13 protein-coding genes are annotated in these 12,520 nt (G+C 32.8%); 11 read left to right on the top strand and 2 right to left on the bottom strand.

What is annotated here, in order from left to right; genetic code table 11:
* Nucleotides 1–1,001 precede the first annotated feature (1,001 nt).
* Nucleotides 1,002–2,384 (top strand): TlpA family protein disulfide reductase, encoded by a 1,383-nt coding sequence (locus AC2TDS_RS05980; protein ID WP_484738206.1) that lies wholly within the window; start codon nt 1,002–1,004, stop codon nt 2,382–2,384.
* A 97-nt stretch (nt 2,385–2,481) separates the two neighbouring features.
* Here AC2TDS_RS05980 and AC2TDS_RS05985 read toward each other — a convergent pair whose 3' ends face one another.
* On the bottom strand, nt 2,482–3,282 hold the full coding sequence (locus tag AC2TDS_RS05985) for a TIGR00266 family protein (RefSeq protein ID WP_484738207.1): 801 nt from the start codon (nt 3,280–3,282) through the stop codon (nt 2,482–2,484).
* A gap of 43 nt (nt 3,283–3,325) precedes the next feature.
* Nucleotides 3,326–3,781: a DUF4442 domain-containing protein gene (locus AC2TDS_RS05990; protein ID WP_484738208.1), complete on the bottom strand. Its 456-nt coding sequence runs from the start codon at nt 3,779–3,781 to the stop codon at nt 3,326–3,328.
* Nucleotides 3,782–3,936: 155 nt separating this feature from the next.
* On the opposite strand from AC2TDS_RS05990, the gene AC2TDS_RS05995 reads away from it, so the two are divergent.
* The 10 genes from AC2TDS_RS05995 to AC2TDS_RS06040 all read left to right on the top strand — a co-directional run bounded on the left by AC2TDS_RS05995 (nt 3,937) and on the right by AC2TDS_RS06040 (nt 12,332).
* On the top strand, nt 3,937–4,365 hold the full coding sequence (locus AC2TDS_RS05995) for a DUF4870 domain-containing protein (RefSeq protein ID WP_484738209.1): 429 nt from the start codon (nt 3,937–3,939) through the stop codon (nt 4,363–4,365).
* Nucleotides 4,366–4,383: 18 nt separating this feature from the next.
* On the top strand, nt 4,384–4,713 hold the full coding sequence (locus AC2TDS_RS06000) for a PadR family transcriptional regulator (RefSeq protein WP_484738210.1): 330 nt from the start codon (nt 4,384–4,386) through the stop codon (nt 4,711–4,713).
* A 7-nt stretch (nt 4,714–4,720) separates the two neighbouring features.
* Nucleotides 4,721–6,694 (top strand): PspC domain-containing protein, encoded by a 1,974-nt coding sequence (locus AC2TDS_RS06005; protein WP_484738211.1) that lies wholly within the window; start codon nt 4,721–4,723, stop codon nt 6,692–6,694.
* 74 nt (nt 6,695–6,768) lie between these two features.
* Nucleotides 6,769–7,233 carry a nuclear transport factor 2 family protein gene (locus tag AC2TDS_RS06010; RefSeq protein ID WP_484738212.1) on the top strand — a complete coding sequence of 155 codons (465 nt, stop codon included), beginning with the start codon at nt 6,769–6,771 and terminating at the stop codon, nt 7,231–7,233.
* Between the two features lie 29 nt (nt 7,234–7,262).
* Nucleotides 7,263–7,715 carry an ankyrin repeat domain-containing protein gene (locus tag AC2TDS_RS06015; protein WP_484738213.1) on the top strand — a complete coding sequence of 151 codons (453 nt, stop codon included), beginning with the start codon at nt 7,263–7,265 and terminating at the stop codon, nt 7,713–7,715.
* Nucleotides 7,716–7,953: 238 nt separating this feature from the next.
* Complete coding sequence (locus AC2TDS_RS06020) at nt 7,954–8,091, top strand: hypothetical protein (RefSeq protein ID WP_484738214.1); 138 nt, start codon at nt 7,954–7,956, stop codon at nt 8,089–8,091.
* 44 nt (nt 8,092–8,135) lie between these two features.
* Complete coding sequence (locus AC2TDS_RS06025) at nt 8,136–8,801, top strand: M15 family metallopeptidase (protein WP_484738215.1); 666 nt, start codon at nt 8,136–8,138, stop codon at nt 8,799–8,801.
* A 66-nt stretch (nt 8,802–8,867) separates the two neighbouring features.
* Nucleotides 8,868–9,539: a hypothetical protein gene (locus AC2TDS_RS06030; protein ID WP_484738216.1), complete on the top strand. Its 672-nt coding sequence runs from the start codon at nt 8,868–8,870 to the stop codon at nt 9,537–9,539.
* A gap of 143 nt (nt 9,540–9,682) precedes the next feature.
* The gene (gene pdhA, locus AC2TDS_RS06035) at nt 9,683–10,672 is read left to right on the top strand and encodes a pyruvate dehydrogenase (acetyl-transferring) E1 component subunit alpha (RefSeq protein WP_484738217.1); all 990 of its coding nucleotides are present in this window, start codon (nt 9,683–9,685) and stop codon (nt 10,670–10,672) included.
* A 25-nt stretch (nt 10,673–10,697) separates the two neighbouring features.
* Nucleotides 10,698–12,332, top strand: a complete 1,635-nt coding sequence (locus AC2TDS_RS06040) for a pyruvate dehydrogenase complex dihydrolipoamide acetyltransferase (protein ID WP_484738218.1) — start codon at nt 10,698–10,700, stop codon at nt 12,330–12,332.
* Nucleotides 12,333–12,520 lie beyond the last annotated feature (188 nt).

The raw sequence follows: 12,520 nt of genomic DNA on the forward strand, positions 1-12,520 counted from the left end.
GACAGCTTAATATTTCAAGGGGAAAATTCCTACTCAAATACGAGTAGGAATTTTTAATTCCATTCTACTTATTTGCAAAAAGATCAAACCTAAATTTATCATTTTTCCTTAAGTTTATTCATTCTTTCACTGGCTTTTGGTCAAATATATCACAATTCATCCTAAGAAGACAATTACAATATAGTTAAAAAATTTGCTCATTGCCGTTGTAAACACTTTCATGTACAACACGCATCATTTCAATAAAATATCTAATTAATTTTTATACTAACCAGTATCACAATTTTTATTAATCTAGTTTTTAAGCCTTGTATCATTTCACTTTACTACAGTACCAAGTAGAAAAATAATATGATCTAGTTAATGGTTATTACGTATAACCTATACGTAAAATCCCTAAGGCAATCCTAGGTATTTTACGCATAGGTAATTACCATTTTTATACCGACTTTTGTCATACTATTTAACTTATTAATTTGTAAGAAGGGTTTTTAAGTACATAGTATGGGAGCTTTTATGAAGCTCCCATTTTTTTTGACACAAATCACGCAGCCTTATTTACCTATATAGAGCCCATAAAATATAGGCATAACTTCTTTTACACAACATATCCAACTCCCCCAAAAAAAGCACAGCAATCATTTTTACATTTAAAAATACAAAATTTCGGCATAATTCTTGTAATCAAGAATCTCAACAATTAAATATTTTCAATATGAAAAAACATCTACTATTTATTAAGAAAATCTTGAGGGGATAATTGTTATTGAAAAAGAAAGTAAAAACTGAAGTATTAACTTCAGTTTTTGTTTTTTGCCCCCTAATCTGTTACGCCTACTTCTTCTCTTTATCGTGAAAATATTTCTTTTTAGTATCTAAAAAAACCCGAAAAGAACGTTAATTGTAGGGTAGACCTGAAATATTTGGTTTATTTCTTTGAAAAAATGACGAAATAAAGTACTTTCGGCTTCTGAACACTACATTTACTTAAATACACAAGAATGAAAAAATTAGTACTTTTGGCCCTCATAGGAGGTATTATGCTTTCATGTAAAAAAGAGCCGATTAAAGATTATTTAGTTATTTCTGGTTCTATTGACAACTTTAAAAAAAGAGATGTCAAATTGGAGAGCTTTCGTTTTGAAAAAAAAATCAAATTCGATAAAAAAACAAAAACATTTGTCGATACTTTAAAAATTGACAAGGACGGGTATTACACCCTTACATTTTACAAAAGGAAGTTTAAGGTTTACTTGACAAAAACCGATGATCTAAAAGTGATACTTGATTATAAAAATCCTGACAATATTATATTTCAGGGAGCAAATGCAGCTATCAATAATTATTTCATTAAGAAATCCGAAGTTTTCAAAACTGAATTTGGTAATCTTAGAGAATTGTTAGCTCATGAAGAAGATAGTTTCTTGGAAAAAGTTGAAAACTACAAAAACTATTTAACAGACTTAGCTATAGATAGTAAACTGCCCGAATCTTTCTTAAAAAAAGAAATAAAGAACATCGAATATGAATATTTAAGAGATTTAAATTATTATCCTACTTACTACCCTGTGTTAAGTGGAGATAAAGAGTTTGTTGTTTCGGAAAATTTCCCTTCAATTTTAGATGAAATAAATTTCAACAATGCCAATGACTACGTTAATTTTGAATATTACAGAACTATTTTAATTGATGAATTAAAGAAAAAAGTAAATAAAAAAACGACGGAAAACGATAATTTTTATCTGACTTATTTAGAAACGATTCAAACCGAAATCACTGACACTTTAATTAAGAACGATCTATTATTTCATGAAACGGGTAAAAACGGCATTACCTATGCTGATGACCTAGAAGAGTACTATAAAAAATTCATGGCATACTCTACTAATAAAACCCATAAAGATAGAATTGCTGATATATACAATTCTTTAAAATTAACAGCAAAAGGTAAACCTTGCCCTAAATTTGATAATTATGAGAACTACGATGGAGAAAGTACCTCCATAGATGATTTATTAAATAAAGGGAAGTATTTATATATTGATGTTTGGGCTACTTGGTGTGGGTTCTGTAAACGTGAGACCCCATTATTAAAAAGACTTGAATTACAATATCACGATAAAAATATTGAATTTGTTAGTATTAGTGTAGACAATCTTAACGCTAAGGATAAATGGAAAAAAACAATTGAGGAAAAAGAAATGGGTGGAGTTCAACTATTTGCAGATAAGTCTTTTGGATCTGACTTTATAAAGAAATTTGCCATAAAAGGATTACCGAGATTTATAATGGTTGATCCTGATGGTAATATCGTCAGTCGAAATGCTCCTAGACCATCAGATGGGCAAAAATTAATAAATATGTTGGATGAATTAGGGATCTAACACTCACTCTTTCTAGATTGTAGAAAATATATAGAACATAAAAAAAATCCGCAAATTTGCGGATTTTTTTTATGTTCTATTAATGAAAACCATTTGTTTAAAATCGATTATCTCCATCCAAAAGATCTCCAATTCCACCTAAAATACTTCCCTCTCCTCTATCACCTCTTCCTGTTTGAGGTGCCATCGACAAAACTCTACCCGCTAACCTACTAAAGGGTAATGATTGGATATAGACCGTTCCAGGTCCGCGCAAAGAAGCAAAAAACAGCCCCTCGCCTCCAAATATGGTGTTTTTAATTCCACCTACAAATTCGACGTCATAATCAATGTCTTGCGTAAATCCAACGATACAACCTGTATCAACTTTTAAAACTTCTCCAGGTTGCAGTACTTTTTTCGCCATCGTTCCACCAGCGTGTATAAACCCCATTCCATCTCCTTCCATTTTTTGCATAATGAACCCTTCTCCTCCAAACAATCCTCTACCAATTTTTTTAGAAAACTCTATTCCGATTGAGACTCCTTTTGCAGCACATAAAAAAGCATCCTTCTGACAAACAAACTTGCCTCCAAACTCGGTTAAGTCAATGGGTATAATTTTCCCTGGGTAGGGCGAAGCAAAAGACACTTGTTTTTTACCATGACCAATATTTGTAAACACTGTCATAAATAAATTCTCACCCGTAAGGATTCTTTTTCCGGCAGAAAAAATCTTCCCTAAAAGACCTTTCTCTTGATTGGAACCATCTCCTAAAATGGTATTCATATTTACATCGGTATCCATCATCATAAAACTACCGCTCTCGGCAACTACACCTTCTTGTGGGTCTAACTCAATTTCGACGTATTGCATTTCTTCACCATATATGCAATAATCAATTTCGTGTGCATTCATATTAATTAGTTTTTTTTTATTAGACTCAAACAATCCTATTTTGTTACGACTTCACCTTTAAACTCCATTCGTATTCAAACCTAGACACCGAAACTCCTTCTTCGTTTATACCTTCAGACTTCACAAGGACCGTTTGCCCTTCTCCTGTTTCAATAGCCTTATTAATAGCTATTCTTATCATTTCTCCATCATTACATTCAAATCGAATTTTCCCTATGGCTTTTTTAGTAAAAACAGCGTTCATATTAGTGACCAGCATAGATAAATTTTTACCTGAATCACTTATTGCCTTCATTACTAATATTCCGGTTGACAACTCTGAAGCCATTCCTTGAACAGCCCAAAACATTGATTTAAAAGGGTTTTTATTTATCCATTTGTACTTAACAAAGACACTTGAACAGTCTTCTGAAATTGATTTTACTCTTATTCCAGTTAAAAAAGCCGATGGAAGTTTGAAAAATAAAAACGTATTAATCTTTAGTGGTGTGAACTTCATTTAGTTAGTGTTTATGGGCAATTTACAACATTTTAAGCAATAATGTATATTGTTTTAATTGTTAAAAAAATGTTAATTATAGTACTATGTATTACATAATACTATCTAAAAGATATATATTTGCATTGTAAGGTATTATATAACTCTATTTATTTATGCAACATAACAACGACAACACCAATGCTTTTTTAATACATATATCCGCTTTTACAGGATATTTATTTCCTTTAGGAAGTATTATAACACCACTTATTATATGGCAAACGTTAAAAGATAAGAGTGTTTTTTTAGATGAACATGGAAAAGAAGCTGTCAATTTTAATATTAGCTTTGGCTTGTATATTTTTATATTAAGTGCTTCTTTCTTCTCTTTCTTTTTTGGTAACATTTTAGATGTTTTTAATGGAATCAATATCGATTTTGGAGGTCACCGTTCTTTTGGAGGTTTTTTTAGTTTTCTAGGAATCGCCTCTTTAGTAAGTATTGTAAGTTTAATTAAAATAGCTCTTGTTATTATTGCCGCTATGAAAGCAAACAAAGGAGAAAACTATAAGTATCCTTTCACTATAAATTTTATAAAATAACCACTTAAACCACGCTCAATGAAGATAGAAAACACAAAAGCTCAAATGCGTAAAGGTGTGTTAGAATACTGTATCTTATCTATTCTACAAAATGGAGATGCATACACTTCAGAAATTCTTTCAACCTTAAAAAATGCAGAAATGATTGTGGTTGAAGGTACCATTTACCCATTACTCACACGATTAAAAAACGCAGGCTTATTAAGCTATAGATGGGAAGAATCAACCTCTGGCCCTCCAAGAAAGTATTATGTTCTAACGGAAAATGGTCAATTGTTTTTAAAAGAACTAGATAAAACATGGAATAATTTAGTAAATGCAGTAAACCAAGTAACAAGTACAAAATAAACTAATCATGAATAAGACAATCAACATAAATTTAGGCGGATTCTTTTTCCACATAGATGAAACTGCTTATCAAAAATTAAAGCGTTATTTAGAAGCTGTTTCTCGTTCTCTAAGTAACGACCCGCAAGGAAAAGATGAAATAATTGCAGATATTGAAGCTCGTATTAGTGAACTTTTATCTGAAAGAATTACCGATGCCCGTCAAGTGGTAAATGAAGGCGATATTGAAGAAATCATTGCAATCATGGGACAACCAGAAGATTATGCAGAAACCGAAGAAATATACAATGACGATACTTCTTATACAAAACGTAAAAGAAGTAACTCTAAAAAATTATTTAGAGATGGAGATGATAAATTTTTAGGCGGTGTATGTGCCGGATTAGGGCATTTTATCGGTGTTGATACTATTTGGATTAGATTAGCTTTTATTATATTATTGGCCAGCGGCTTCTCTCCTTTGGTATACATCATTCTCTGGGTTTTACTACCTGAAGCCAAAACTACTTCCGAAAAACTACAAATGGAAGGTGAAGCTGTAAATATCGATAACATTGAAAAAAAAATTCGTAACGAGTTTGAAAGCTTATCAACTAAAATAAAAGATGGTGCCCATGAACTTTCCGACAAAATTTCTAGCGCTGATTACGACAAATTGCGTACGCAAACGAAATCAGGAATTCAAGACTTTATAGATACTATGGGTAAAATTTTATTAGCCGTATTTAAAGTTCTCGGGAAATTCATGGGCGTTCTTTTAATATTTATTGCGGGAGTTACTCTTGTTTCTTTATTAATAGCCACATTTTCTATAGGAAGTTTTGAAATATTAAGTTTTGATAATGAGATTACGCAGTACCCGCCCTTCTTTTATGATTCCATTTTACCAAAATGGTTACTAGGGATGCTCTTTTTTGTTCTCATCGGTATTCCTTTTGTTGTACTGTTTATTTTAGGCTTGCGAATTATATCTCCAAATGTAAAAAAACTAAGCACATTTGCCGGCTTAACCTTATTAGGACTTTGGTTAGTCGCTCTTTTAGGGGTTGTCTTTTCTGCTATCGATTTTGAAACTTCTAGAGCTTATAATGGAACAAATGTTGATAAACACAGTATTGTTTACAATCAAGAAAGTCCTTTAAAAATTAGAGTCGTAAATGATGATAATCTTTATTACCTGCACAATCTACGCAATAGAAATAATGCTATAACTGTTGAAGCTGATAATAAGGATATGAAGTACTCTAATGATGTACATATTGATGTAACCAAAAGTGAAACTGGCAATGCATATATTCAAGTAAAGAAAACCTCAGAAGGAAGAAAGCGCACTAAAGCAAATAAAAATGCCGATGCTATTCAATATAACTTTAGATCCAATAACAACATCATTGTTTTTGATGCTTTCTTTTTAAGTGATTTTCAAAATATGTGGAAAAATGAAGAAGTTACCATCACCATATTTATTCCTGAAGGAACTACCATTTATTTTGAAGGGTCTTCTCGAAATTTTTTATACGATATCGATAATATTGACAATATATACGATAGAAATATGGCCAACCACCATTTTAAAATGACATCGAGAGGTCTTGACTGTATTGATTGCGATAATGAAAATGAATCAAAAAACAACCAGACTCATGATGATGGAGATTCGGATAATGATGATGAAATTAGCTTTTTATTTGACAGTACCATTAACGATATCAAAGCAGAGCTTACCATCACCAAAGAAACTACCAAAAACGAGTTAGTAAAACTAACTAGTTGGTTTAAAAAACGTAAAAATATTGATATCGATTTCTCTGAATCTACCTTTTATGACAACGGAAAAATAAAGCACTATGCTATTGAAGTTAACTGTAATGACGGATTTAAAGGAAAGTCTTCCTCTAAAGGTTTTACTATTGATGGCGGTAAACATGGCTTCGTTAGGAGTTATGACAATGACGGCACGATAGATTTTAAAATCTGGTAATCAACTTAAAAATAAATACTTAAAATAAAACTATGACTTCTTTCTTCGACTTCTTTTTTAAAGGTAATTTTTTTATGAAGCTTTTATCATTGGTTTGGGCCTTGTTGGTTTCATGGGTTATGAATGGGCAAGTTCAAGAAATCCCGAAATACACCCCTACTGACATTCAATTACATGATGAAATTGTAAAAATGGACAACCTTTACTTTACTGCCTATAATAGTTGCGACATGAAAACACAAGCTGAAATTTTAAGCGAGGATATTGAGTTTTTTCATGACAAAGGCGGGCTATTAACTTCTAAAAAGAATATTTTATCTTCTATAGAAAAGAATATTTGCAACAAGGTAAAACGCATCTTAATTGAAGGAAGTATCGAGGTCTATCCAATTCATGACTACGGGGCTGTCGAAATAGGATACCATACGTTTTTTAATTCACTAGAGCCCAATGCGAAAGCCAACCCAAGTAAATTCGTTGCCATTTGGAAAAAAGACAATCATCAATGGAAAATGACAAAGGTTGTAAGCCTACACTAAAGATAGTATCAAAAACAAACGAGCAAAATATGAAATACACATTTAAAATAATCACCATACTCCTACTTACATTAAGTTCTAGTAATATTACATTTGGACAAGAGACCTCAAAGGACATACTTCTGGCAATTAAGGAATCTAATATTGAATCTTTAAATAAATTTATTTCCAATGACGACCTCAACAAATGCCATGAAGTTAGAGGAAGTTCATATAATTATTTGGCTATTTCTATAAAAATGAAATCACTTGAGTCTCTTGCATATTTCATTGGAAGGAATGTCAATCTAGAAAAACAATGCACCGGTAAAACACCCCTAATGTATGCAGTGAAGTACGGGCAATTCAAAGCCGTAAAGCTCTTACTTAAAAATGGAGCAAGCTTAAACACTAAAAACAATGGACGAACAGCCTTAGATTATGCTAAGAAATACGAACAATCAGAAATAGAAAAATATCTCATCCAATACAGTAAAATGTAGCGGTAATAAAAATGTTAAAAAGTTGCTTCAAGCTTAAGGCTTTAATTACAACATTTAACATGAAAAACATTAGTGCATTAGCTAGCTAACATCTAGTGACACTAATACTTGGTTTTATTAGTTTACGAGCCAAAACTGAAAAGTTTTGGCTTTTGTGTATTCATCATATAATTATGTAAAGAACCTGTTTTTTTGCTTTATACTAGTTATTGTTTGGATTTACTATAAAAGAAAATGAGTGTTCTTTTCTTTATATAAGAAAGAAAAGTCAATAATAGCAGTAGCTATGATTTCTTTTTATATTGAAATAAAAAGGGAAAAAGGACGTTTTACTTCGGTAAATTCAAATGGTAAAATGGTATTAATTAAAATATAACCATTTCACACATTGAATTTTATTCGATTTCGTATTTTTACGTCATGATACGAGTACTTCCTTTGTTTTTATTCTTCATCTCATTTGTTCAAAGTCAAAATTTACCTGAAGGCTTTTCTTATTTAAACGATGTTGCTCCAAGTATATTAAGTGAATTACGCTATTGCAATCACAATAATTTTGTCGGTGTTCCCATTGATGGTTATGAAAATAATGTAGTTGTAACTTCTACACTAACCGCCCAGGCTTTAAAAAAAGTTCAGAATGAGCTTTTACAAAAAGAATTAAGCCTAAAAATTTATGATGCCTACCGCCCGCAAACCGCTGTGAATCATTTTGTGAGATGGGCAAAAGTTACAACGGATACATTAATGAAAAAACAATACTATCCGAATGTAAACAAACGCCATTTATTTAAACTGGGTTATATAGCCTCTAAATCTGGGCATTCAAGAGGTAGTTCCGTTGACCTAACCATTGTTAACTTAACCACTGGTAAAGAATTGGATATGGGGAGTCCATATGATTTTTTTGGTATTTCATCACATATAAACTTTAAAAACCTAACATACAAACAGCAAAAAAATCGCAAACTGTTACAAAAGGTTATGTCGAAACACGGATTTCGTCCCTATAAAAGTGAATGGTGGCACTTTACTTTGCGAAACGAGCCTTTTCCTAGTACTTATTTTGATTTCAAAATAAAATAGTACTTTTTAACGATTTATTTGGACAAACCGTATAAAATCGGCATTATCTTTGCTTAGCTATAAATTATGATTGTGAAAATTAAATATTTTTCGTTGCTTTTAATGGGTATATCTACCATGAGTTTTGCTCAATTAGATGGTTCTTTAGGTGGAAATAACAAAGGAAATACATCTTTAGGCAACTTTAATATTCCCGCAAAAGAAGTTCAAAAGCCAAAAGCATTGGACTTTAAGAATGACGCTGGTTTTAAAAATGCCCACACAGAACAACAAAAAAAACGAAAGCAAAAACAAGCGGATGAAGCCTATAAGAATAAAGGTATTTTAACAAAAGCAAAAGTGGCTGAAGAGCAATACTTAAAATCGTTTAAGAAAATAAATGGTTTGTTTCAATATCCTGTGATAGATCAAGATTTAGGAAGCTTTAGCACCAAATCAAAAAGTGTAACTATTATTTGTAGAGACTTTCAATACCCAGATGGAGATAAAGTTACTATCTTAATCAATAGCATACCCGTAGTTTCTAATATTACACTTCGACAACGATTCCAATCATTCAATATCCCTCTTGACGAAGGAGTTAACACCATTGAAATCTTAGCCTTAAACCAAGGAACTTCAGGGCCAAATACGGCTGCCTTTAAAATTTATAATGATACTGGTATGCTAATATCTTCCAATGAATGGAATTTGGCAACTGGAGCCAAAGCGTCTATTATCATAGCAAAAGAAAAATAGTCGCGCCCCTAATTTAAAACAACGAAACCCTTTAAGCAACTTTTAGCAAGAACCTTTTTTTAAATTATTAAAAACTACTACTTTTGTGGTTACGTTTTGAAACAATCAAAACAAACAAACTATAAATAAACAACTAATATATAATGAAGGAAATCACCAAAGATACCTATATCAACTGGTATAGAGACATGTTATTTTGGAGAAAGTTTGAAGATAAATTGGCTGCGGTTTACATTCAACAAAAAGTAAGAGGTTTTTTACACTTATATAACGGTCAAGAGGCTGTTTTGGCGGGATCAATTCATGCAATGGACTTAAGTAAGGACAAAATGATTACCGCTTATCGTAACCATGTTCAACCAATTGGTATGGGAGAAGACCCAAGAAGGGTTATGGCTGAATTGTATGGTAAGGCTACTGGTACTTCGCAAGGCATGGGAGGCTCTATGCATATATTTTCAAAGAAATATGGTTTCTATGGTGGTCATGGTATTGTTGGAGGGCAAATTCCACTAGGAGCAGGTATTGCTTTTGGTGACAAATATAAAGGAAGTGATGCCGTAACCTTATGTTATTTCGGTGATGGCGCTTCGCGTCAAGGCTCTTTACATGAAACTTTTAACATGGCAATGAACTGGAAATTACCAGTAGTATTTATTGTTGAAAACAATGGGTATGCTATGGGTACTTCTGTTGAAAGAACAGCCAACCATACTGATATATGGAAACTTGGTTTAGGGTATGAAATGCCATGCGGACCTGTAGATGGCATGAACCCTATAAAAGTTGCTGAGGCCGTAGACGAAGCCATAGAACGTGCTCGTAGAGGTGATGGTCCTACTTTCCTAGAAATGAAAACCTACCGATATAGAGGTCACTCTATGTCTGATGCACAACACTATCGTACAAAAGAAGAAGTAGAAGAATATAAAAAAATAGATCCTATAACTCAAGTTCTTGATATTATAAAGGATAAAAAATATGCTTCAAACGAAGAGATCGAAGCAATTAATAAAGGGGTGAAAGATTTAGTGAAAGAATGTGAAAAATTCGCAGAAGATTCACCGTACCCAGACCTGAATCTATTGCATGATATGGTGTACGAACAAGAAGATTATCCATTTATAAAATAATAAATCCAACAAAACTTATTAAAATATGGCTACAGTAATTAACATGCCTCGTTTAAGCGACACTATGGAAGAAGGTGTTGTGGCACAATGGTTAAAAAATGTTGGAGATAAGGTTGAAGAAGGAGATATTTTAGCTGAAATTGAAACAGATAAAGCTACTATGGAGTTCGAATCGTTCCATGAAGGTACTTTATTACATATCGGTGTTCAGGAAGGCGAAACAGCTCCCGTTGATAGCTTATTAGCTATTATTGGAGAAGAAGGTGAAGATTTTTCGTCATTATTAAGTCCTAATACTACTGACGCTGCACAACCTGAAGACACAACTCCTAGCGAAAAAGAAACTAACGCAGAAACCACAAAGGTGACTATTCCTGAAGGAATTCAAGTGATAACCATGCCTCGTTTAAGTGATACGATGGCCGAAGGAACCGTGGCCTCATGGCTAAAAAAAGTTGGAGATAAGATTGAAGAAGGAGATATTTTAGCTGAAATCGAAACAGATAAAGCTACCATGGAGTTCGAGTCTTTTTATGAAGGAACGCTTTTACACATTGGTGTAGCGGAAGGAGAAACAGCTGCTGTTGACAGTTTATTAGCCATTGTTGGCACTACTGGAACAGATGTGAGTGCACTGGTTGATGCTTATAAATCTGGAAGCTTTAGTAATACTACTGAGGCTTCAGATAAAAAAGAAGACACACAAAATAACACTCCCGTTTCTTCAGCTACTGAAACCCCCTCAGAAGAAACAGTTCCTACTGTTTCGGTAGATGGACGTATTTTAGCCTCTCCTTTAGCTAAGAAAATAGCAAAAGACAAAGGTTTCAATTTAGCTGACATCAAAGGTTCTGGTGAAAATGGACGAATCATAAAGAAAGATGTCGAAAACTTTACACCTGTAGCGAAAACAGAAGCGACACCTAAACAAGTAGCAAACACTACACCTGGAATTACAAGCTTTGCTATTGCTGGAGAAGAAAGCACAGAAGAAGTTAAAAACTCTCAAATGCGTAAGGCTATTGCTAAATCGCTAGGCAACTCTAAATTTAGTGCGCCTCACTTCTACTTGAATATAGAAGTAACGATGGACAACGCTATAGAATCACGTAAAATCATTAACCAAATGCCTGAAACTAAAGTGTCGTTTAATGATATGGTAGTGAAGGCTTGTGCTATGGCATTGAAAAGACATCCGCAAGTAAATACTACTTGGAATGAGAATGTAACTATATATAACAAACACATTCATGTCGGCGTAGCCGTAGCCGTACCCGATGGTCTAGTTGTGCCAGTGCTAAAACACACTGATTATATGAACATTAATGAAATTGACATTAGGGTTCGTGATTTGGCCACTAGAGCAAGAAATAAAAAATTAGCTCCAAATGAAATGCAAGGAAGTACCTTTACGGTTTCTAATTTAGGTATGTTTGGTATTGAGAGCTTTACATCTATAATCAATCAGCCTAATTCTGCCATTTTATCGGTAGGTGCTATTGTAGAAAAGCCAGTCGTTAAAAATGGAGAAATCGTAGTTGGTAACACCATGAAGTTAACCTTAGCTTGTGACCATAGAACTGTTGATGGCGCTGTAGGAGCTCAATTCTTACAAACGTTAAAAATGTATTTAGAAAACCCGGTTACAATGCTAGCCTAATATTTACAAACAAATAAAAAAAGCCAGCGTAAAAACGCTGGCTTTTTTTATTTGTTGTAATACCGATTCTTAAGTTATGCAGGTTATTGTTTCCTTTCAGTCACGCTTTTGTCTTACCTATAAACCAGCAGTTACCATAAACAACTACGGTCGATAAATTAATATTATACGATTTACAGATAAATATT

This window comes from Tenacibaculum profundicola, from assembly GCF_057220795.1.

Bases quoted from the DNA above. Each gene is read 5' to 3' on its own strand.
- AC2TDS_RS05980 (WP_484738206.1), top strand. From the start codon at position 1,002: ATGAAAAAATTAGTACTTTTGGCCCTCATAGGAGGTATTATGCTTTCA.
- AC2TDS_RS05985 (WP_484738207.1), bottom strand. From the start codon at position 3,282: ATGAATGCACACGAAATTGATTATTGCATATATGGTGAAGAAATGCAA.
- AC2TDS_RS05990 (WP_484738208.1), bottom strand. From the start codon at position 3,781: ATGAAGTTCACACCACTAAAGATTAATACGTTTTTATTTTTCAAACTT.
- AC2TDS_RS05995 (WP_484738209.1), top strand. From the start codon at position 3,937: ATGCAACATAACAACGACAACACCAATGCTTTTTTAATACATATATCC.
- AC2TDS_RS06000 (WP_484738210.1), top strand. From the start codon at position 4,384: ATGAAGATAGAAAACACAAAAGCTCAAATGCGTAAAGGTGTGTTAGAA.
- AC2TDS_RS06005 (WP_484738211.1), top strand. From the start codon at position 4,721: ATGAATAAGACAATCAACATAAATTTAGGCGGATTCTTTTTCCACATA.
- AC2TDS_RS06010 (WP_484738212.1), top strand. From the start codon at position 6,769: ATGAAGCTTTTATCATTGGTTTGGGCCTTGTTGGTTTCATGGGTTATG.
- AC2TDS_RS06015 (WP_484738213.1), top strand. From the start codon at position 7,263: ATGAAATACACATTTAAAATAATCACCATACTCCTACTTACATTAAGT.
- AC2TDS_RS06025 (WP_484738215.1), top strand. From the start codon at position 8,136: ATGATACGAGTACTTCCTTTGTTTTTATTCTTCATCTCATTTGTTCAA.
- AC2TDS_RS06030 (WP_484738216.1), top strand. From the start codon at position 8,868: ATGATTGTGAAAATTAAATATTTTTCGTTGCTTTTAATGGGTATATCT.
- pdhA (WP_484738217.1), top strand. From the start codon at position 9,683: ATGAAGGAAATCACCAAAGATACCTATATCAACTGGTATAGAGACATG.
- AC2TDS_RS06040 (WP_484738218.1), top strand. From the start codon at position 10,698: ATGGCTACAGTAATTAACATGCCTCGTTTAAGCGACACTATGGAAGAA.